The sequence below is a fragment of the Streptomyces longispororuber genome, assembly GCF_024448165.1.
Lineage (GTDB): Bacteria > Actinomycetota > Actinomycetes > Streptomycetales > Streptomycetaceae > Streptomyces > Streptomyces longispororuber_A.
This window is the reverse complement of record NZ_JAMOLN010000043.1, coordinates 1-19,990: the sequence shown is the minus strand read 5'-3', so window position 1 is coordinate 19,990 and position 19,990 is coordinate 1. Positions and strand designations below refer to the sequence as shown.

The window sequence follows — 19,990 nt, the reverse complement described above, 5'->3', positions numbered from 1 at the left end:
CGGCCCCGCACCGCCGCCGGTCCCTTCCGGCCTGAGCCGCGTCCTGCTTGAGTCGGGTCTTGCTTGGGCCGCGTCCTACTTGAGCCGCTCCCGGATGCGCTCGCGCATCGCGGTCATCGTGAAGCCCTTGGGGTCGATCTTGCCGGGCTGCCACTCCAGGTGGCCGATGACCGAGCGCTCCGTCCAGCCGTGGTGGCGGCAGAGCGCGGCGGCCGCCTTCTCGATGGCCTCCAGCTGCGCGGCCGGCCACGGGTCCTCGCCGTCGCCGAGGTTCTCGCACTCGAAGCCATAGAAGTGACGGTTCCCGTCCGTGTTCGCCTCGTTGTCGTGCGGGAGCGCCTTCTCCGCGATCACCGCCCGCAGCACGTCGTCGTCGCCGAGCCCCGCGTGGTTCGCCCTCCCGTACCCGACCAGGTGCACCCGGCCGTCCTTCGTGATGACGCCGTGGCACAGCGGGCCCGGCAGGTCCGGGTGGCCGTCCCGGCAGATGCGGACGGTGCGCTCGCTGCCCGAGGTGACGGTGTGGTGGATCATCACGCCGTGCAGCGGACCCCAGGCCCCCTTGTGGTTGCGATTGCGATGCTGCCAGTCGCCGACTTCGACGACGGTCAGACCCTCGTCCCTGAGGGCGTCGATGAAACTGCTCGCGGACATGGGTGGGGCCATGGCCGGCTCCTTCGTGCGGCGCGACGGCCACCGGTCGTGGCTCGTCTCGTACCGCTGCTTGTACCCGGAACGGCCAGGCAGGGACGACTCGTTCGGATTCCGTGCGAGCCGTTCCGGACACCGGTCGGCCGGCCCCGGGGGGTCAGCCGCGCAGGAACGCGTCCCCGTTCGTCGCGATATGCGCCTCCAGTGCCCGCAGCGCGCTCTGCGTGGCCTCGGGGCTGCCGCTGCCCGAGCGCTCCGCGTAGTACGCGGCGCCCAGCTTCTTCAGCAAGTCGCTGCCCGCGCGCTGGGCCTGCACGTCGTCCAGCTTCTGCTTGCCCTGCGTCAGCCCGCGCTGCGCCTGCTCCTTGGCCCGGTCCAGAAAGCCCGCCATGGTGGTCACCTCTTCTGTCGTCTGCCGTTTCCCGATCAACGCGTGCCAGGATCTTCGAGTTCCGAAACCCGCCCCCCACCCCTCGAACCGGGTGCGAAAAGTGCCACCCAATGCCCGGTCCCACGAGATCCATTCCCCCTCATTTGTGTAATGGCGCGCGCACGTTCCGTGCTGAAAGGCTTGTCTCCGCAGGTCAGTTCATGATCGGGAGGGCATTCCATGTCGGTAGGCGAAGAGGTCCGCGCGGAGCAGTCGGGGCAGCAGAAGAGCCTCGGCACATCCGCCGCGCGGAATCTGGCCACCACCACCAAGTCCGCACCGCAGATGCAGGAGATCAGCTCCCGCTGGCTGCTGCGCACCCTGCCCTGGGTGAACGTGCAGGGCGGCACCTATCGCGTGAACCGGCGGCTGAGTTATTCGGTCGGCGACGGGCGGATCACCTTCGTGAAGACCGGGGACGAGGTCCGGGTCATCCCGGCGGAGCTCGGTGAGCTGCCCGCCCTGCGGGACTTCGAGGACCCGGACGTCCTCGGCGAGCTGGCGCAGCGCTGCACCCAGCGGGAGTTCGCGGCCGGCGAGGTCATCGCCTCGTTCGGCAGCCAGGCGGACGAGGTGTTCCTGCTCGCGCACGGCCGCGTGGAGAAGATCGGCACCGGGCCGTACGGGGACGACGCGGTGCTCGGCGTGCTCGCCGACGGCGCGTACTTCGGCGACCAGGCGCTGCTCGACCCGGAGACCATCTGGGAGTACACGGCCCGCGCCGTCACCGCGTGCACCGTGCTCGCCCTGCCGCGCCGCGACCTGGAGCAGGTCGCCGAGCGCGCCGAGCCCCTGCGAGCCCACCTCCAGCAGCTGCGCGCGGTCCCGGAGCAGCGGGCGAACAAGTACGGGGAGAAGGAGATCGACCTCTCCGCCGGCCACGTCGGGGAAGCGGTGCTGCCCGGCACCTTCGTCGACTACGAGTCGGCGCCGCGCGAGTACGAGCTGAGCGTCGCGCAGACCGTGCTGCGCATCCACACGCGCGTGGCCGACCTCTACAACCAGCCGATGAACCAGACGGAGCACCAGCTCCGGCTCACCGTCGAGGCGTTGAAGGAGCGCCAGGAGTACGAGCTCGTCAACAACCGGGAGTTCGGACTGCTGAACAACTGCGAGTACGACCAGCGTCTGCAGCCGCACGACGGCGCGCCCAGCCCGGACGACATGGACGAACTGCTCAGCAGGCGGCGCGGCTCCAAGCTGTTCCTGGCCCACCCGAAGGCGATCGCGGCGTTCGGCCGTGAGTGCAACAAGCGGGGGCTGGTCCCCGAGAGCGTCGACGTCGGCGGGAACCGGATCCCGACCTGGCGCGGTGTGCCGATCTACCCGTGCTCCAAGATCCCGATCTCGGAGGCGCGCACCACGTCCATCATCTGCATGCGTACCGGAGAGGAGGACCAGGGCGTCATCGGTCTGCGGCAGTCCGGCATCCCGGACGAGATCGAGCCGAGCCTGTCGGTGCGGTTCATGGGCATCAGCGAGCAGGCGATCATCTCGTACCTGGTGACCACGTACTACTCGGCGGCCGTGCTGGTGCCGGACGCGCTCGGCGTCCTGGAGAACGTCGAGATCGGCCGCTGGCGGTGACGAGCCGCTTCCGGCACGCCGTGTCCCCGCCCACCCGGGCGGGTACACCCAAGGGGTACGCGCCCAGCAGCAGCGGAACCGCCACCGTCCGCACCCTCCCGGGGTGAGTCCATGACGCAGACGACGGAGACGCGAGTGGCGGCAGTGCCTGCCGGGTCGAGCGGGGCGGGGCACCGGCCCGAAGGGCCGGAGGCCGGCGGGCACGACGCGCAGGAGGCGGCAGTGATCCTGGCGCAGGCCAGGGCCTCGGTCGACCCCGAGCTGCGGCGGGCCGTCGAGGCCCTTCCGGGGTCCATACGCCGCGTCGCCCTGTACCACTTCGGCTGGGAGCACGCGGACGGGACGCCGGCTGCCGGGCATGCGGGGAAGGCCGTCAGGCCCGCCCTGGTGCTGGCCGCGGCGCGGGCTCTCGGTGCGGGCTCCGGGCGGGCGGTGAGGGCGGCGGCAGCCGTGGAGCTGACGCACAACTTCACCCTGCTGCACGACGACGTGATGGACCGGGACGCCACCCGGCGGCACCGCCCGACCGCGTGGACCGTCTTCGGGGACGCCGACGCGATCCTCGCCGGTGACGCCCTCCAGGCGCAGGCCCAGTTGTTGCTCGCCGAGGACCCGCACCGGGCGGCACCGGCCGCGGCGGCCCGACTCGCGTCCTGCGTCGTGGAGTTGTGCGCCGGTCAGTCCACCGACGTCGCCCTGGAGCAGCGCGATCCGGCGGCGGTGACGCTGGAGGAGACGCTGGCCATGGCGGAGGCGAAGACCGGGGCGCTGCTCGGCTGCGCGTGCGCGATCGGCGGGCTGTACGCGGGGGCGGACGAGGAGGAGGTCGCGGCGCTCGACGCGTTCGGGCGGGCGGCCGGGCTCGCCTTCCAGCTGATCGACGACGTGATCGGGATCTGGGGCGATCCGGCCCGTACCGGCAAGCCCGCGGGTGCGGACCTGGCCGTGCGCAAGAAGTCCCTGCCGGTCGTCGCGGCGCTGGCCGAGGGCGGGTTGGCGGGCGGTGACCTGGCCGCGTTGTACGGGCCGCCGCCCCCGAGGAAGGAGTCCGAGGCCGAGCTGGAGGCGATCGTGCGGGCGGTCGAGCGGGCCGGCGGCCGTGACTGGGCGCAGACGCAGGCGGCGGACCAGATGTCCCGGGCGATGCACCACCTCCAGCGGGCGGTTCCGGTGCCCGAGGCGGCGGACGGCCTGCTCGCCCTCGCGGAGTTCGTGACGCGGCGGGGCCACTGAGCGCCGCCGCCCCGGAAGAAGCCGCCCCGGACAAGCCGCCCCGCGCCTCGTGGTGCGGGGCCCGTGCCCACCCGCTCGGGAGATCGCTTAGGCTGCCAACGACCATACGGAGCAGGCGGGTTGGGCAGGGGGCGGTTCGGCGTGGGTGTGCGGGTCCGGCGGGCACAGGAGAGCGACCGGGACCTCGTCGTGCGGCTGCTCGACGAATCGTTCAGGGACGACCCGGTCAGCAACTGGGTGTTCCCCGGCGAGGAGCACCGGCTGGCCCGGCACGCGGGTCTCATGGGGGTGTTCACCGACGTGACGCTCGCCGAGGGGTACATCGACCTCGCGGAGGACGGCTCGGCCGTCGCGCTGTGGATGGACATGCCGGACGCGCCGCACGACGGGGCGGGCGGCGAGGGCCACGAGGGCCACGAGGGTCATGGGGGAGAAGGCGACCAGGACGACGTGCCCGCTCAGGTGCGCGCCGTGGTCGACCCCGACAACGAGCGGGTCGAGCAGATAGCGCGCTGGACCACCGAGATCCACCCCGAGGGCCGCGCGCACGTCTACCTGTGGATGATCGGCGTCGCGCCGGGACGGCAGGGCGAGGGCCTCGGCACCGCGCTGATGGCGCCGGTCCTGGAGCGCTGCGACCGCGAGGGGCTGCCCGCCTATCTGGAGGCCAGCAACCCGCGCAGCCGCGCCCTGTACGAGCGCCTCGGCTTCGTCTTCACCGGCACCGCGCTCGACCTGCCGGACGGCCCTTCGATGTGGCCCATGTGGCGGGAGCCGCAAGCCGGTTGACCAGTGGCGCGGTAGGCCGGGCGCGGTGCGTCAGACGCCGCCGTCGGGCACGATCCGCTCCACGAGCCGTTCCACGACACCGTCCGGCACGCTCACGCCGGGGATCGCGTCGTCCAGCATCCCGGGCATCGTCAGGTGTTCCAGGATGAGCCCGAGCATGCCCAGGTAGAGCAGGGTGATCTCCTCCGCGCCGCCGGGCAGTCCGGCCTGCGCGTTGAACGCGACGCCTTCGTCGAGGTCGCCGCGGAGCGACGTCATCAGGGACGCCCGCAGCTCGGGCCTGCGGCCCGCTTCCAGGCGCAGTTCCATCATGGCCAGGAACCCGGTGCGGTCCCGCTGCGCGCGCCCCATCAGGTCGTGCATGAACGCGACGACGAGAGCCCGGTCCCTGGGCCGCTCCAGGAGCCGCTCGACGACCTTCGGGTCGGGGGCGAGCCGCTGGTGCAGCCAGCCGTCGATCTGGTGGATGAGGTCGTCGCGGTTGCTGAAGTAGTTCGACGACGTGCCGGTCGGCACGCCCGCCGCCGCGTCCACCGCCCGGAAGGTCAGCCCCCGCGCGCCCTCGGCCGCGAGCACCTCGACCGCCGCATCCACGAGAGCCGCCCTGCGCTCCGCGTTCCTCGCCATGACATTCCTCCGACTCTGATACCGGCTGCCCGGCTCCGGCTGCCCGTTTCCAGGAAACCTCTTGCAACCACTACACATGGAGCACTATAACTGAAGTGGTTCGAGCGCCGGAGGTGCTCGACGACCAGTCGCCTACGAAAAGAGACCAGCTTGCGCAAGCTCACGTACTTCGTCGCCGTGTCCATCGACGGCTTCATCGGGGACGAGTCCGGTGACGGCAACATGTTCATGTCGTACGTGGACGAGGAGTTCCTCGCGTACCTCAAGAGCGAGTACCCCGACACCATCTCGGTGGAGGGCCGCAAGATCCTCGGCCTCGAAGGGGTCGAGAACAAGAAGTTCGACAGTGTCGTCCAGGGCCGCGGCAGCTACCAGGTGGCGCTCGACCTCGGCATCACCAGCCCGTACGGGCATCTGCGCGAGTTCGTCGCCACGCGCAGCCTCACCGAGTCACCCGACCCGAACGTCGAGCTGGTCCGCGACGACGTCGTCGGCCGGATCCGCGAGCTCAAGGCGGAGGACGGCGACAGGGACATCTGGCTGTGCGGCGGCGCGCAGCTGGCCGGGCTGCTCGCGGACGAGGTCGACGAGCTGGTGCTCAAGACCTACCCGGTGATCCTCGGCGCCGGCATGCCGATGTTCGGCGGCCGCACGTCCGGGCTCGACGAGTTCGCCCTGGTGGAGAACCGCACCTTCGGGAACGGCGTGATCGTCCGCCGGTACGCCAGGAAGCGGTAGTCCTTCGCTGCCACACTGGAGCCGGGGCAGCCACTGGAGCCGGGGGAGCCCCTGCGGAGAGATTCCCGAAGAAAATCTTCGGCGCGGTGTCGAGAACGTGTCGACGGCTCCGACGTCCCAGGTGAAGCAGCCGCCGGCACCATGCGGGCGGCCCGCACCGAAGGAGCGCAGAACCATGAAGTACTTGGTGATGATCCAGGGCACGCAGGCGGACTACGAGGCCATGAGCGGCAAGGGCGGCAAGGACAGCCCGGCCTGGGGCGAGAAGGACCTGCAGGCGATGTACGCCTTCATGGGCGCGCTCAACAACGACCTCGCGGAGTCCGGCGAGATGGTCGACGGCCAGGGCCTCGGCGAGCCCGCGCAGGCCCGCACGGTCGGCCTCGGCGCGGACGGACGGCCGGTGGTCACCGACGGTCCCTACGGAGAGACCAAGGAACTCCTCGCCGGCTACTGGGTGCTGGACTGCCCGAGCCTGGAGCGCGTGACCGAGATCGCGGAGCGCATCCTCCAGTGCCCGCAGCCCGAGGGCGCGCCCGTCTACCCCGTCGTGATCCGGCAGATCATGGAAGGCGGCGGCGACGTGTGCTGAGCCCGTCGTACGTCGTCGAGGACCTGCTGCGCCGCCATGCGCCGCAGGTCCTCGGCGCGCTCGTGCGCCGGTACGGGCACTTCGACGCGGCCGAGGACGCCGTGCAGGAGGCGCTGCTCGCCGCCGCCCGGCAGTGGCCCGAGGCAGGGACCCCGGAGAACCCGCGCGGCTGGCTGATCAGGGTCGCCGCCCGCCGCCTCACCGACGCGCTGCGCGCCGAGCGGGCGCGGCGGCTGCGGGAGGAGGCGGAGGCGGCGCTGCTGCCGCGGGACGCGTTCACGGCCCCGCCGCCGGACGCTCCCCGGGCGCCGGCCGAGGACGACACCCTCACGCTCCTCTACCTGTGCTGCCATCCGGACCTGAGCCCGCCGTCCCAGGTGGCGCTCACGCTCAGGGCGGTCGGCGGTCTGACGACGGCCGAGATCGCCCGCGCGTACCTCGTGCCCGAGGCCACCCTGGCGCAGCGCATCAGCCGCGCCAAACGACAGCTCCGCGGCGTGGGGTTCCAGCGGCCGGAGGGGTGGCGGGAGCGGCTGCCCGCCGTCCTCCAGGTGCTGTACCTGATCTTCAACGAGGGGTACACGGCGACGTCGGGCGCCGAGCTGCGCCGCGCCGACCTCGCGGTGGAGGCGATCCGGCTGACCCGCGCCGTGCACGCCCTGCTGCCCGACGACAGCGAGGTCGGCGGGCTGCTCGCCCTGATGCTGCTCACCGACGCCCGCCGCGCCGCCCGCACCGACGCCGCGGGCGAACTCGTCCGCCTCGACGAGCAGGACCGCACCCGCTGGGACCGGGCGGCCGTCGCCGAGGGGATCGCGCTCGTCGAGCGGGTGCTGCCGCGCGGCCCCGTCGGGCCCTACCAACTCCAGGCCGCCATCGCCGCGTTGCACGACGAGGCGGAGCGCGCCGAGGACACCGACTGGCCGCAGATCCTCGCCCTCTACGACCTCCTCGTACGGATCGCGCCCGCCGGTGAGCCGATGGCCGCGCTCGGCCGGGCCGTCGCCGTCGCGATGGTGCACGGGCCCGAGGCCGGGCTCGCCGAGGCGGATGAGTTGACCGACGCGCTCGGCGGCCACCACCGGCTCGCCGCCGTCCGCGCGCACCTCCTGGAACTCGCCGGGGACACCGACGCGGCGCGCGCCGCCTACCAGGAGGCCGCCACCGGGACGCTCAGCCGGCCCGAACAGCGCTATCTGCGCATACGGGCGGCCCGCCTCACCCCCGGCCCGGACGGCTCATAGATTGGGCGCATGACCGAACTCCTGCACATCACCGAGCGCGCCCTGTGGGAGAGCGCCCAGGCCGCCGGTACGTACGAGATGTCGACCCGCGGCAGGACCCTCCAGGAGGAGGGGTTCATCCACTGCTCGTTCCCGCACCAGCTGCGGGGCGTCGCGGAGATGCTGTACGGGACGGATCCCGCGCCCGGCGAGCTGGTGGTCCTGGTCATCGACCGGGACCGGCTCGACGTGCCGGTGCGGGTCGAGGAGGTCGCGCCCGGCGGTCCCCGGTTCCCGCACCTCTACGGGCCGTTGGCGGTGGCCGCGGTGACCGACGTGCGCGCGTGGCCGCGCCCGGAACCCCGTAGCCAGAAGGAGCGGATGCTCGCCGGTGACCTCTACCTCGCCGACGACCCCGAACTGGAGGCGGACGCGTTGCGCGCCGCCGGGCTCGGCGAGCGCTACAACGCGAGCAGCGTCACTGACCTGCCCGCCCGGCAGGCCCTGCTGCGCGAACTGCTCGGCGAGGTCGGCGAGGGCGTCGTCGTGCGGCCGCCGCTCTCCGTCGACTACGGGCAGTACATCAGCATCGGCGCGCGCACCTTCGTGAACTGCGGTGCCGTGATGCTGGACGTGGCGCCCATCCGGATCGGCGACGACGTCCAGATCGGCCCGAACGTGCAGCTGCTGACGCCGACGCACCCGGTCGACCCCGAGCCGCGCCGCGCCAAGTGGGAGGCCGCGAAGCCCATCGCGATCGGCGACAACGTGTGGCTGGGCGGTGGCGTCATCGTCTGCCCCGGCGTCACCATCGGCGCGAACACCGTGGTCGGCGCGGGCGCCGTCGTCACCCGCGACCTGCCGGCCGACGTGGTGGCCGTGGGCAATCCGGCGCGTGTGGTGCGCAAGATCGGGGAGGCGGGGGAGTGAGACGCGCGGTGGCGCTCGTCGCCCTGGTGGTGGCCGGACTCGTGGGCTGCGGCGGGGCGGGGACGCCGGACACGGTGGACGGCGTCCCGGTCGTGCGGGACGAGAAGGCGCTGCCCGAACTTCCCATGGAGCGCTATGAGTTCGACGGTTCCGACGACAAGGCGTTCGACCGGTTCGAGCGTGCGAAGAACCTGCTCGCGCAGCGGTGCATGGTGCGGCTCGGCTTCACCGACTTCCCGCGCGACCCCAAGTGGCCGGGCATGGCGAACACCACGCACGGCGCGCTGGTCGCCGTGAGCACCGGCCCCGTCGGCCTGCTCGACCTGGACACCGCGCGGCACTGGGGCTACGGCTGGGACCCGCAGCGGAAGGACACCGGCCTCCGGCAACCCGCGGGGCGGGAGATGACCTACGAGGAGTCCGACGCCTATTCCGCCTCGAGTTCCGAGGACGTCCACCGCACCGCGCACGGGCACGAGGTGCCGCGCGGCGGCTGCACCGGGGAGGCGGACCGGCGCCTCCTGCGCGGTGCCCAGGACACCCGCCGCCTGTGGACGTACGTGGCCGAGCGCGACGCCGCCGTCGACAAGCGGGCCGCGAAGGACGCGGAGCTGCGGCGCGCCCTGAAGACCTGGTCGGCCTGCGTCGTGGACCGCGGGTTCAAGCGGTACGCCGACCCCTCGGCAGCCTTCTCCGACAAGGCGTGGCGACGCGGCGACGACGGCAATTCCCGGCGCACGGAACGGGAGTTGGGCACGGCGACAGCGGACGTCGAGTGCAAGCGGGAGCACAACACGGCCGGGGTGTGGTGGTCCGTCGCCGACCGGCTGCAGCGCCAGGAGCTGGCACGGCACCGCACCACGTTCGAGGCGGTCCGCCGCGACCGCGACCGGGTCCTCGGCACCGTACGGGAGGTGCTGGAGTCGGCCTGAGGCCCGCCGGGACCGACGTGGCCCGCCGCTGTCCGGTACGTTCCGTCGGGTCCCGGTCGACGGTCGCCGTCCGCACCACGTCGAGCACCTGACCTGGTTCACGGCCCAAGTGGCAGTGGTGAGAGGCCGGTCGGCCGGAGCGGTCAGCCGGTGTGCACGGCGGACCGGATCGACGCGGCCGTCGCCGCCACGAAGGCGTCCCGGGTCGCGTCGTCCAGCAGGCCGAGCGAGAGGTACGGGTTGAGGTCCTCCAGCTCGACGAGCAGCAGACCGCCCTCGGGGGTGCGGCAGGCGTCGACGCGCTGGATGCCGTGCGGCAGCGTGTTCCACTCCACGAAGGAGCGGGCGAACTCCCGGTCGGCGTCGGTGACGTCGTAGGGCCGCAGCTCCCAGCGGCGGTCCGGGTCCGGCGCGTAGAGGGCGTACTGGAGCGCGTCGTCGACGAAGTAGAAGGAGACCTCGTACCGGAAGTCGATCCGCGGCTGCACCAACAGGCCATCGGAGTACGGGAGTTCGGCGAGGTCACCGGGGTCCACGAAGCGCAGGCCGATGGAGTCGGCGCCGAGCTTCGGTTTCGCCACGTACGCGGGGGCCGCCGGGAGCCGGTCCAGGGCGTCGGGCCCGTCGACGGTGGGGATGACCGGGTACCCGGCCTCCGTCAGGTCGAGGAGGTACTGCTTGCCCGCCATGTCCGCGCGGCCGGTCAGTGGGTTGTAGACGTTCGTGCCGCGGTCGAGGGCCTGGGCGCGGAACGCGTCGTAGGCCTCCTGGTAGCCGAGCGCGGGACCGCTGTTGCGGACCACGACCACGTCGAAGCCGTCCATCAGCGCCGCCGCGTCCAGCGGATGGCAGAGCGCCAGGTCGAAGGAGGCGCGCAGCCGGGAGGTCAGGAAGACGTCCTCGTCGCCGTAGCGCCGGCCGCGGGCCTCGTACGCGAGATCGGAGACGTACAGGACGCGGGGGCGGCGGGACATGGACGGGCTCCTGGGGGCGTGCGCCGGTCGGACGGGGGCGGGCTGGGGACGGGCCGGGGGGTGGGCTGCCATTGTGGACCACCCCGCGCCGCCCGGTGAAAACGCCCGAGGGGCCCGGCCGAGCTGCTGCTCGGCCGGGCCCCTCGGAATGTCCACGGACACGTACCTGCGGGGGTGCACCGCCCGCCGGTCACGGTGTGAACGCGGCCCGGGTCAGGCCTTCTTGGTCTCCCAGAAGATCTTGTCGATCTGGGCGATGTAGTCCAGCGCCTTCTGGCCCGTGGCCGGGTCCTTCGACGCCTTGGCGGCCGAGAGGGCCTTCAGGGTGTCGTTGACCAGCTGGTGCAGCTCCGGGTACTTCTCGAAGTGCGGGGGCTTGAAGTAGTCGCTCCAGAGCACCGAGACGTGGTGCTTGGCGAGCTCGGCGCGCTGCTCCTTGATGACGGTGGCGCGCGCCTGGAAGTGCACGTCGTCGTTGGCGGCCATCTTCTCCTGGACGGCCTTCACCGACTCGGCCTCGATGCGGGCCTGGGCCGGGTCGTACACGCCGCAGGGCAGGTCGCAGTGGGCGCTGACCGTCACCTTGGGGGCAAACAGGCGGGAGAGCATTGAGCTGTCCTTCCTCGTGATCGTCTTCTCAGGTGGGACATTACTCCGTGAGAGACCGGTTTTCGCGAGTGCCCCCATGGGCTTAGGACAAAAGTCCGGGGTGAGACTGGGACTGGTGGAGGATAGGACCGGGGAGGTGCCGGTGATGCCGGAGCTGTCGCAGGAGACCGAGCGAGGGAAGGCCGTGCTGCCGTTCGGAGCCGCTGAGGTGACGGGGCCGTCCATGGTGCCCACGCTGTTGCACGGGGACCGGCTCGTGGTGCAGTACGGGGCGCGGATCCGTCCGGGTGACGTGGTCGTCCTGCGCCACCCTTTCCAGCAGGACCTGTTGGTGGTGAAGCGGGCCGCCGAGCGCCGGGAGGGCGGCTGGTGGGTGCTGGCGGACAACGTCTTCGCGGGCGGTGACAGCACCGACTACGGCACCGTGCCCGACGACTTCGTGCTCGGCAGGGTCCGGCTGCGCTTCAGGCCGCCGAAGCCGGGTCAGCGCTCGCCGTTCGCGCTCGCCCGCTGGGCGCTGTCGTCCGTGCGCCCGGTGCTCTCGGACCGGTCGGCCTCCAGGCGCTTGCGGGCGCGGTAGGCCGCGACGTTGGCGCGGGTCGCGCAGCGGTCCGAGCAGTAGCGGCGCGAGCGGTTGGTGGACGTGTCCAGGTAGGCGTTGCGGCAGGGCGACGCCTCGCACAGGCCCAGTCGGTCCACGCCGTACTCGGTGAGGTGGAAGGCGAGGCCCATCGCGGCGATCGCGGCGTAGCCCGCCGTCGCGTTGGACGGGTGGTCCGCCAGGTGCATGTGCCACAGCGGGCGGCCGTCGTCGTCGCGGTGGTCGTGCCCGGAGATCTGCGGGCTCACCGGGAACTCCAGGAGCAGCGAGTTCAGCAGGTTCACCGCGAGCTCCTCGTCGCCGCCGTCGGCCGCCTCGAAGACCGCGCGCAGCCGGGCCCGCACGCTCCTGAAGCGCGTCAGGTCCGCGTCCGTGGCGCGGCGGGCGGCGTCCTGGCTCGGGCCGAAGAGCTCGCGCACCACGTCCACCGAGGTCAGCGAGTCCTTGCCGCGGCCCGGCTCCTCGGTGTTGACGAGGCGCACCGCGTAGTCCGAGTAATAGGCCAGTTCCACTTGTAGTCCTTACCGGGGCGGTCTATGTTCGTGAAGAGCGAGAGTAATGCTCGCTCCGTGCTTAAGGGTATTACGGGAGGGCCTGGAATGACCGAGACCGCAGCCGACACGCAGACCACCGACTGGCGGGCCTGGCAGGAGAGCTGGGACCGGCAGCAGGAGTGGTACATGCCCGACCGCGAGGAGCGGTTCCGCGTCATGCTCGACATGGTCGAGGCGTTCACCGGGCCCGCGCCGCGCGTGCTCGACCTCGCGTGCGGCACGGGAAGCATCACGGACCGGCTGCTGCGCAGGTTCCCCGAGGCGACCAGCGTCGGCGTCGACCTCGACCCCGCGCTGCTCGCGATCGCCCGGGGCACCTTCGAGGGCGACGAGCGGGTCACGTTCGTGGCGGCGGACCTCAAGGACCCGGAGTGGACGAAGGCGCTGCCGCACGACTCGTACGACGCCGTGCTCACCGCCACCGCCCTGCACTGGCTGCACTCCGACCCCCTCGCCGCTCTCTACGGCCAACTCGCGCCGCTGGTGCGGGACGGTGGCGTGTTCATGAACGCGGACCACATGATCGACCAGACGACGCCGCGGATCAACGCCGCGGAGCGGGCGCTCCGGCACGCGCGGATGGACGCGGCGAAGACGGGCGGGGCGGTGGACTGGGCCGAGTGGTGGGCGCTCGCCGCGAAGGATCCGGTGCTGGCGGGGCCCACGGCCGAGCGGTTCGCGATCTACGGGGAGCACGCGGACGGGGACATGCCCTCGGTGGCCTGGCACGCGGAGGCGCTCCGCTCGGGTGGGTTCGGTGAGGCCCGCGCGGTGTGGCGGTCGCCGTCGGACGCGCTTGTTCTCGCCGTGAAGTAGGGGGTGCGTCGTCGGGTGCGGGTGCGTGGGGTCTGGTCGCGCAGTTCCCCGCGCCCCTAAAGGGGCGCCCCTGGGATGCCGCACGTAGTGCGTGCGTCCCAGGGGCGCGGGGAACTGTGCCGAACCGTTCGCCGGTTACAGGACCTTCGAGAGGAACGACTTCGTCCGGTCGTGCTGCGGGTTCGTCAGGACGTCGCGCGGGTGACCCGACTCGACGACCACGCCCTCGTCCATGAAGACCAGGCTGTCGCCGACCTCACGGGCGAAGCCCATCTCGTGCGTGACGACGACCATCGTCATGCCCGACTCCGCGAGGTCCCGCATGACGTCGAGCACGTCACCGACCAGCTCGGGGTCGAGCGCCGACGTCGGCTCGTCGAACAGCATCAGCTTCGGGTCCATCGCGAGCGCCCGGGCGATCGCGACGCGCTGCTGCTGGCCGCCGGAGAGCTGCGAGGGGTAGTTGCCCGACTTGTCGGCGAGGCCGACGCGGTCGAGCAGCTCCTTGGCCCGCTCCCGGGACTGAGCCTTCGACTGCTTCTTGACCTGGACCGGCGCCTCCATGACGTTCTCGAGCGCCGTCATGTGCGGGAACAGGTTGAAGCGCTGGAACACCATGCCGATGTCCCGCCGCTTCAACGCGACTTCCCGGTCCCGGAGTTCGTAGAGCTTGTCGCCCTGCTGGCGGTAGCCGACCAGCTCGCCGTCCACGTAGAGGCGGCCGGCGTTGACCTTCTCCAGGTGGTTGATGCAGCGCAGGAACGTCGACTTGCCGGAGCCGGAGGGGCCGATGAGGCAGAAGACCTCGCCCTTCCTGACCTCCAGGTCGATGCCCTTGAGGACCTCGACGTTGCCGAACGACTTGTGCACGCCCTCGGCCTTGACCATCGCGTTCTCGGTCATGCGCCCACCGCCCCGGATCGGTTCGAGAAGGAGAGCATGTTGGCCTTCACCTTCTGCCACGGCGTGCTCGGCAGCTGTCGCGACGTGCCCCGCGCGTAGTAGCGCTCGATGTAGAACTGGCCGACGCTCAGGACCGACGTCATGACCAGGTACCAGGCCGCCGCGGTGAAGTACATCTCCACCGGGGCGCCGGACTGCTGGCCGATGTCCTGGGCGTACCGGAAGAGTTCGTTGAACTGGACCGCCGCGACGAGCGAGGTGGTCTTCAGCATGTTGATGAACTCGTTGCCGGTCGGCGGCACGATGACCCGCATCGCCTGCGGGATCACGATGCGGCGCAGCGTCTTGGAGTGGCTCATGCCGAGCGCGTGCGACGCCTCGGTCTGGCCCTCGTCGACGGACATCAGGCCCGCGCGGCAGATCTCCGCCATGTACGCCGCCTCGTTGAGGCCCAGCCCCAGGAGGGCCGTGAGCAGCGGCGTCATGAAGGACGACCAGTAGTCCTTGTAGATCGGCCCGAGGTTGATGTACTCGAAGACCAGACCCAGGTTGAACCAGATGAACAACTGGACCAGGACCGGGGTGCCGCGGAAGAACCAGATGTAGAACCAGGCGATGGAGCTGGTCACCGGGTTCTTCGACAGGCGCATCACGGCGAGGGTGATGCCGCCGACGACACCGATCAGCATCGACAGGACCGTCAGGAGCAGGGTCTTGCCGACACCGGTCAGGATGCGGTCGTCGAAGAAGTACTCCGGGACCGTGCCCCACTGGATCTTGCCCTGCCCGAAGGCATAGACGATCGAGGCGAGGATCGCGATCGCGACGAGTGCCGCCAGGTAGCGCCCGTAGTGCCGGACCGGGATCGCCCTGATGGCTTCCGGAACGGTCGCGGGCGGCGGGGCGTCCTCGGGGCCGCCGCCCGTCTTCTCTATGTCAACTGACACGGATCTTGCCTTTCAACGACTTCAACTGCGCGTACTACGCGGTCACTTGCCGCCGTTGACGGTGGCTGCCTTCACGGCACCCGCCTCGACGCCCCACTTGGCGATGATCTTGTCGTAGTCACCGCTCTTGATGACGGCGTCGAGCGCGGCCTTGATGGCGTCGCGCAGCTGCGTCTGGTCCTTGGCGACGGCGATGCCGTACGGGGCCGCCTCGACCTGGTCGCCGACGATCTCGAAGTCCTTGCCGCCGCCCGCGGTCTTCACCGCGTACGCGGCGACCGGGAAGTCGGAGGAGCCGGCGTCCGCGCCGCCGGAGCGGAGGCGGGTCTGGGCCTGCTGGTCGTCGTCGAAGGCCTGGATGCCGAGCTTCTTGCCGTCCTTGCACTTCTTGGCCTGCGCCTTGGCGAGGTCGTGCGAGACGGTGCCGCGCTGCACCACGATCTTCTTGCCGCACAGGTCGTCCCAGCTCTTGATGCCCTGGGTCTTGCCCTTCGGCGTGTAGATCGAGACGCCCGCGTTGAAGTAGTCGACGAAGTCGACACCCTCGCCGACCTTCTTGCCGGTGTCGGAGTCGACACCGTCCTGGCGGTCCTTGGTGTCGGTCATGGCCGACATGGCGATGTCGTAGCGGTTCGAGCGCAGACCCGTGATCAGGGTGTCGAACGTGCCGTTCTGGAACTCGAACGTCACACCGAGCTGCTTGCCGAGCGCGTCCGCCAGGTCGGGGTCGATGCCGATGGCCTTGCCGGACTTGTCCTTGAACTCGACCGGCGCGTAGGCGATGTCCGAACCGACCCGGATGACGCCCTTGTCGCGGATCTCCTTGGGGAGCTTGTCCGCGAGCGGAGCCGCCTTGGAGGACGCCGAGCCGGAACCCGTGTCGTCCTTCTTCGTCTGGTCACCGCAGCCGGTCAGCAGCAGAGTGCCGGCGACCGCGATCGCGCCGACCGCGGCTATCCGGGACTTCGCGGACTTCGCGGTCGTGCGACGGGTGGTGCTTGCGGTCATGGTGGGGTCCTCCGGCAGGGTGTGGGAGTTGCCGTTTGTCGGTCGCCGTGCACACACCTTCGGGTGTCGCGACCTCGCGTGATTACGGCATCTTGCCATTCGGACTGACCTGTTCAGGGGGTCAGAGATGTCAAAATCGGATAACGGGTGGACCAAGGCACCCAACAGGGCCGCACATCACGGTGCATGGGGCCCACATCTTCTGCGGACCTTTCGCCCAGCAGCCGGAGATTCTCCGGCGAACCGTCCGCTGTCTCACCATTCGGGCGGACTTCCGCCGGCGTTCGGCTCCGAGTTGCTGACTTGTCCAGATATTCGGCTATGAGTCATGTCACCGGGCAGTGATCGATCACGTATGGGGTCGTCCCCAGCACCGTCCGTCGGGTAAGAAGGTTCTTTACACCCCTCATCCGGGGCTCAGGGCGTGCGTGCGGCGCGCCCGTCGCGTACGTGCCCGTAGGGCGGTCCATCAAAGGGACCGACCGGTACGTACGCGGTGCCCGCCCGCTCCTCAACCAGGAGCGGACACCCTCAACTGATGCAATAAGACTTAAGGGGTCAGACAAGTGGCAGCGGAGATCGTCAATCCTCGCAGCGACAGCAGTACCGGCGACGAGGGCACTGACGAGCCCTTCGATCCGGCGTTCGCGCTGCACCGCGGCGGCAAGATGGCCGTGCAGGCCACCGTGCCGATCCGCGACAAGGACGACCTGTCCCTGGCGTACACGCCCGGCGTCGCGAAGGTGTGCAGCGCGATCGCCGAGCGGCCGGAGCTCGTCCACGACTACACGTGGAAGTCGAGCGTCGTGGCGGTCGTGACGGACGGTACGGCCGTCCTCGGACTCGGTGACATCGGTCCCGAGGCATCCCTCCCGGTGATGGAGGGCAAGGCCATTCTCTTCAAGCAGTTCGGTGGTGTGGACGCGGTTCCGATCGCGCTCGCGACGACCGACGTCGACGAGATCGTCGACACCGTCGTGCGGCTCGCCCCGTCCTTCGGCGGCGTGAACCTGGAGGACATCGCGGCTCCGCGGTGCTTCGAGATCGAGCGCAAGCTCCAGGAGCGGCTCGACATCCCGGTCTTCCACGACGACCAGCACGGCACCGCCGTGGTGACGCTGGCCGCGCTGAAGAACGCGGCCAGGCTCAGCGGGCGCGAGCTCGGTGAGCTGCGCGGCGTGATCTCCGGCGCCGGTGCGGCGGGCGTGGCGATCGCGAAGTTCCTGCTCGCGGCAGGCCTCGGCGACGTCGCGGTCACCGACCGCAAGGGCATCGTCAGCCGGGACCGCGAGGACCTCACGCCGGTCAAGCGCGAGCTCGCCGAGATCACGAACAAGGCGGGCCTCTCGGGCTCCCTGGAGGACGCGCTCGCGGGCGCCGACCTCTACATCGGCGTCTCGGGCGGTACGGTCCCCGAGCCGGCGGTCGCCTCCATGGCGCCGGGCGCCTTCGTCTTCGCGATGGCCAACCCGAACCCCGAGGTGCACCCCGACATCGCCCACAAGTACGCGGCCGTGGTCGCGACCGGGCGCTCGGACTACCCGAACCAGATCAACAACGTCCTCGCCTTCCCGGGGATCTTCGCGGGCGCCCTCCAGGTGCGCGCCTCGCGGATCACCGAGGGCATGAAGATCGCGGCGGCCGACGCGCTCGCCGCGGTCGTGGGCGACGAGCTCGCCGCCGGTTACGTCATCCCGTCGCCGTTCGACGAGCGGGTGGCCCCGGCCGTCACCGCAGCGGTCGCCGCGGCCGCCCGGGCCGAGGGCGTCGCCCGGCGCTAGTCGGCGCGAGCGGTTGTCGTTCTTGGCCAGTGATGGTCGTCAGTGGTGAGGCCCCGCCGTTCGGCGGGGCCTTTTCCACGCCCTGCGCCAGGGGACGTGTGTCACAGGCGGAGGTGGTTCCCCGTGCCCCGTGCGCCACCTATCGTCAAGGTCATGTTCGCCGCCTACGCAGCCCGCATCGACCGTGATCAGCCGCTGAACGGCCTGGAGTTGGGGGAGCGGCCCGCCCCCGAGAACCGGCCCGGCTGGACCACCGTGAACGTCAAGGCCGCCTCCCTCAACCACCACGACCTGTGGTCCCTGCGCGGGGTCGGGCTCGGCGAGGAGGCGCTGCCCATGATCCTGGGCTGCGACGCCGCCGGCATCGACCAGGACGGCAACGAGGTCGTGCTCCACTCGGTGATCGGCGAGACCGGTCACGGGGTCGGACCGCGCGAGCGCCGCTCCATCCTCACCGAGAAGTACCAGGGCACCTTCGCCGAGCAGGTCACCGTGCCCGAGTGGAACGTGCTGCCCAAGCCGAAGGAGCTCTCCTTCGAGGAGGCCGCCTGTCTGCCGACCGCCTGGCTGACGGCGTACCGGATGCTCTTCACCAACGCCGGGGTGCGTCCCGGTGACTCGGTCCTCGTACAGGGCGCGGGCGGCGGCGTCGCCACGGCCGCCATCGCCCTCGGCAAGGCGGCCGGTCTGCGGGTCTTCGCGACCAGCCGTGACGAGGCCAAGCGGAAGCGGGCCCTGGAGCTGGGCGCCGTGGAGGCCGTGGAGTCCGGGGCGCGGCTGCCGCAGCGCGTCGACGCCGTGATCGAGACGGTGGGCGCCGCGACGTGGTCGCACTCCGTCAAGTCCCTCAAGCCGGGCGGCACGCTGGTGATCTCCGGCGCGACCAGCGGCCCCAACCCGCCGGCCGCCGAGCTGAACCGCATCTTCTTCCTGGAGCTGAAGGTCGTCGGCTCGACCATGGGCTCCAAGGACGAGCTGGAGGATCTGCTGTCCTTCTGCGCGGCGACCGGGGTGCGGCCCGTCATCGACGAGACGCTGCCCCTGGACCGGGCCCGCGAGGGCTTCGGGAAGATGGCGGGCGGCGAACTGTTCGGCAAGGTCGTGCTGACCGTGTGAGTCGGTTCTCGGGGAGGGTCTCCGGGAGATCCACGGAGAGGGGCGCTGTGACGGCGCCCCTTTTTCGTTCCCCGCATGTCAACTGTGGTTGACATCGCCCGACTGTCAACTTACATTGACATCATGACGGAGGCAACGGATCTCGCCGAGCAGGCGGGCGCCCGCGACCCGCGCGTCGGATTGCGGGCGGTCGCCGCGCTGAGGCGGCTGCTGGAGCAGCTGGAAGCGGTACAGGTGCGCAGTGCGCGCAATCAGGGCTGGTCGTGGCAGGAGATCGCGGCCGAACTGGGAGTCAGTCGACAGGCCGTGCACAAGAAGTACGGGAGGCGATGATGTTCGAGCGGTTCACCAAGGGTGCCCGTGACGTGGTCAAGGGTGCCGTCGAGCACGCGGAGCGGGAGCGTGCCGAGCGCGTCGACGAGGGGCATCTGCTCCTCGCGCTGCTCGACGCCCGCGGCACCCGGGGCGCCTTCGCCCTCGGCGCGCTGGGGGCCGCCACGGAGGACCGGCGATCGGAGATCGGCCGCTCGCTGACCGCCGCGCGCCGCCGGGCCGGGCTCTCCCGGGCCGACGCGGAGGCCCTCGCCGGGCTCGGCATCGACGTGGCGGAGGTCGTCGCCCGGGTCGAGGAGGCCCACGGCGTCGGCGCGCTGACCGGCGGGCGGCGACTGGGCGGCCGCCGCCCCTTCGCCCGCGAGGCCAAGGGCGTCCTGGAGTCCTCCCTGCGGACGGCTCTCGCCCACCACGACCGCGCCATCGGCGACGAGCACCTCCTCCTCGCCCTCACCCATCGCCCGGGCATCGTCTCCGAGGTCCTCGCCGAACACGGGGTGACGGCCGGGGGAGTGGAGCGGGTCCTGTACGGAGGCGGGGAGGCGGCGGCCCACATCGGGGCGGCGCTGCACACTCCGGAGGCTGGGGGCAAGAAGGTGTGAGCGAGGGGCGGGGA

Annotated in this window: 23 protein-coding genes and 1 pseudogene; 15 read left to right on the top strand and 9 right to left on the bottom strand. The window is 71.1% G+C overall.

Annotated features, from left to right (window positions below; translation table 11 throughout):
* Positions 1-75: 75 nt before the first annotated feature.
* Positions 76-666, bottom strand: coding sequence for an N-acetylmuramoyl-L-alanine amidase (locus tag M4J07_RS14970; RefSeq protein ID WP_255971970.1), 591 nt, complete (start codon positions 664-666; stop codon positions 76-78).
* Between the two features lie 142 nt (positions 667-808).
* Positions 809-1,042: a hypothetical protein gene (locus M4J07_RS14965; RefSeq protein WP_255971968.1), complete on the bottom strand. Its 234-nt coding sequence runs from the start codon at positions 1,040-1,042 to the stop codon at positions 809-811.
* A 219-nt stretch (positions 1,043-1,261) separates the two neighbouring features.
* Here M4J07_RS14965 and M4J07_RS14960 point away from each other — a divergent pair, with 219 nt between their 5' ends.
* From M4J07_RS14960 to M4J07_RS14950, 3 genes are all read left to right on the top strand, one after another.
* Entirely contained in the window at positions 1,262-2,668 is a 1,407-nt protein-coding gene (locus tag M4J07_RS14960; protein WP_255971967.1) for a family 2B encapsulin nanocompartment shell protein, read from the top strand.
* 111 nt (positions 2,669-2,779) lie between these two features.
* Positions 2,780-3,901 (top strand): family 2 encapsulin nanocompartment cargo protein polyprenyl transferase, encoded by a 1,122-nt coding sequence (locus M4J07_RS14955; RefSeq protein WP_255971966.1) that lies wholly within the window; start codon positions 2,780-2,782, stop codon positions 3,899-3,901.
* A gap of 141 nt (positions 3,902-4,042) precedes the next feature.
* Positions 4,043-4,690, top strand: coding sequence for a GNAT family N-acetyltransferase (locus M4J07_RS14950; protein ID WP_255971964.1), 648 nt, complete (start codon positions 4,043-4,045; stop codon positions 4,688-4,690).
* A gap of 30 nt (positions 4,691-4,720) precedes the next feature.
* On the opposite strand, the gene M4J07_RS14945 is transcribed toward M4J07_RS14950, so the two are convergent.
* Positions 4,721-5,317 carry a TetR/AcrR family transcriptional regulator gene (locus M4J07_RS14945; protein ID WP_255971962.1) on the bottom strand — a complete coding sequence of 199 codons (597 nt, stop codon included), beginning with the start codon at positions 5,315-5,317 and terminating at the stop codon, positions 4,721-4,723.
* A 150-nt stretch (positions 5,318-5,467) separates the two neighbouring features.
* On the opposite strand from M4J07_RS14945, the gene M4J07_RS14940 reads away from it, so the two are divergent.
* The 6 genes and pseudogenes from M4J07_RS14940 (at position 5,468) to M4J07_RS14915 (ending at position 9,732) form a co-directional block, all read left to right on the top strand.
* A complete protein-coding gene (locus M4J07_RS14940; protein WP_255971960.1) occupies positions 5,468-6,055 on the top strand; it encodes a dihydrofolate reductase family protein in 588 nt (195 codons plus the stop codon).
* Positions 6,056-6,230: 175 nt separating this feature from the next.
* Positions 6,231-6,647 (top strand): YciI family protein, encoded by a 417-nt coding sequence (locus M4J07_RS14935; protein WP_255971958.1) that lies wholly within the window; start codon positions 6,231-6,233, stop codon positions 6,645-6,647.
* On the top strand, positions 6,641-7,891 hold the full coding sequence (locus tag M4J07_RS14930; protein ID WP_374215040.1) for an RNA polymerase sigma factor: 1,251 nt from the start codon (positions 6,641-6,643) through the stop codon (positions 7,889-7,891). The genes M4J07_RS14935 and M4J07_RS14930 overlap by 7 nt, the downstream gene beginning before the upstream one ends.
* Before the next feature lie 9 nt (positions 7,892-7,900).
* Positions 7,901-8,227 (top strand): annotated as a pseudogene (locus tag M4J07_RS14925) (DUF952 domain-containing protein); the annotation flags it as partial.
* A gap of 24 nt (positions 8,228-8,251) precedes the next feature.
* Positions 8,252-8,800 (top strand): sugar O-acetyltransferase, encoded by a 549-nt coding sequence (locus M4J07_RS14920; protein WP_255972034.1) that lies wholly within the window; start codon positions 8,252-8,254, stop codon positions 8,798-8,800.
* Complete coding sequence (locus M4J07_RS14915) at positions 8,797-9,732, top strand: hypothetical protein (RefSeq protein WP_255971956.1); 936 nt, start codon at positions 8,797-8,799, stop codon at positions 9,730-9,732. The genes M4J07_RS14920 and M4J07_RS14915 overlap by 4 nt, the downstream gene beginning before the upstream one ends.
* 143 nt (positions 9,733-9,875) lie before the next feature.
* Here the strand turns inward: M4J07_RS14915 and M4J07_RS14910 are convergent, their stop codons facing one another.
* Positions 9,876-10,706, bottom strand: a complete 831-nt coding sequence (locus tag M4J07_RS14910) for a hypothetical protein (protein ID WP_255971954.1) — start codon at positions 10,704-10,706, stop codon at positions 9,876-9,878.
* A 213-nt stretch (positions 10,707-10,919) separates the two neighbouring features.
* The gene (sodN, locus tag M4J07_RS14905) at positions 10,920-11,315 is read right to left on the bottom strand and encodes a superoxide dismutase, Ni (protein WP_255971952.1); all 396 of its coding nucleotides are present in this window, start codon (positions 11,313-11,315) and stop codon (positions 10,920-10,922) included.
* A gap of 145 nt (positions 11,316-11,460) precedes the next feature.
* Between sodN and sodX the strand changes: the two genes are divergently transcribed.
* The gene (gene sodX, locus M4J07_RS14900; protein WP_255972032.1) at positions 11,461-11,895 is read left to right on the top strand and encodes a nickel-type superoxide dismutase maturation protease; all 435 of its coding nucleotides are present in this window, start codon (positions 11,461-11,463) and stop codon (positions 11,893-11,895) included.
* Here the strand turns inward: sodX and M4J07_RS14895 are convergent.
* A complete protein-coding gene (locus tag M4J07_RS14895) occupies positions 11,799-12,428 on the bottom strand; it encodes a CGNR zinc finger domain-containing protein (protein WP_255971950.1) in 630 nt (209 codons plus the stop codon). The two genes, sodX and M4J07_RS14895, sit on opposite strands and share 97 nt — an antisense overlap.
* 87 nt (positions 12,429-12,515) lie before the next feature.
* Between M4J07_RS14895 and M4J07_RS14890 the strand changes: the two genes are divergently transcribed.
* Entirely contained in the window at positions 12,516-13,286 is a 771-nt protein-coding gene (locus tag M4J07_RS14890; RefSeq protein ID WP_255971948.1) for a class I SAM-dependent methyltransferase, read from the top strand.
* A gap of 135 nt (positions 13,287-13,421) precedes the next feature.
* Here the strand turns inward: M4J07_RS14890 and M4J07_RS14885 are convergent, their stop codons facing one another.
* The 3 genes from M4J07_RS14885 to M4J07_RS14875 are packed head-to-tail and all read right to left on the bottom strand — an operon-like array spanning position 13,422 to position 16,144.
* Complete coding sequence (locus M4J07_RS14885) at positions 13,422-14,174, bottom strand: amino acid ABC transporter ATP-binding protein (protein ID WP_255972030.1); 753 nt, start codon at positions 14,172-14,174, stop codon at positions 13,422-13,424.
* A gap of 11 nt (positions 14,175-14,185) precedes the next feature.
* A complete protein-coding gene (locus M4J07_RS14880; protein ID WP_255971946.1) occupies positions 14,186-15,136 on the bottom strand; it encodes an amino acid ABC transporter permease in 951 nt (316 codons plus the stop codon).
* A 42-nt stretch (positions 15,137-15,178) separates the two neighbouring features.
* Entirely contained in the window at positions 15,179-16,144 is a 966-nt protein-coding gene (locus M4J07_RS14875) for an ABC transporter substrate-binding protein (protein ID WP_255971944.1), read from the bottom strand.
* Between the two features lie 566 nt (positions 16,145-16,710).
* Between M4J07_RS14875 and M4J07_RS14870 the strand changes: the two genes are divergently transcribed.
* The 4 genes from M4J07_RS14870 (at position 16,711) to M4J07_RS14855 (ending at position 19,976) form a co-directional block, all read left to right on the top strand.
* Positions 16,711-17,925: an NAD(P)-dependent malic enzyme gene (locus M4J07_RS14870; RefSeq protein ID WP_255971942.1), complete on the top strand. Its 1,215-nt coding sequence runs from the start codon at positions 16,711-16,713 to the stop codon at positions 17,923-17,925.
* A gap of 153 nt (positions 17,926-18,078) precedes the next feature.
* A complete protein-coding gene (locus M4J07_RS14865; protein ID WP_255971940.1) occupies positions 18,079-19,041 on the top strand; it encodes a zinc-binding dehydrogenase in 963 nt (320 codons plus the stop codon).
* A gap of 123 nt (positions 19,042-19,164) precedes the next feature.
* Positions 19,165-19,374, top strand: coding sequence for a helix-turn-helix domain-containing protein (locus M4J07_RS14860; RefSeq protein ID WP_207827323.1), 210 nt, complete (start codon positions 19,165-19,167; stop codon positions 19,372-19,374).
* On the top strand, positions 19,374-19,976 hold the full coding sequence (locus tag M4J07_RS14855; RefSeq protein ID WP_255972028.1) for a Clp protease N-terminal domain-containing protein: 603 nt from the start codon (positions 19,374-19,376) through the stop codon (positions 19,974-19,976). Before M4J07_RS14860 ends, M4J07_RS14855 begins: the two co-directional genes overlap by 1 nt.
* Positions 19,977-19,990 lie beyond the last annotated feature (14 nt).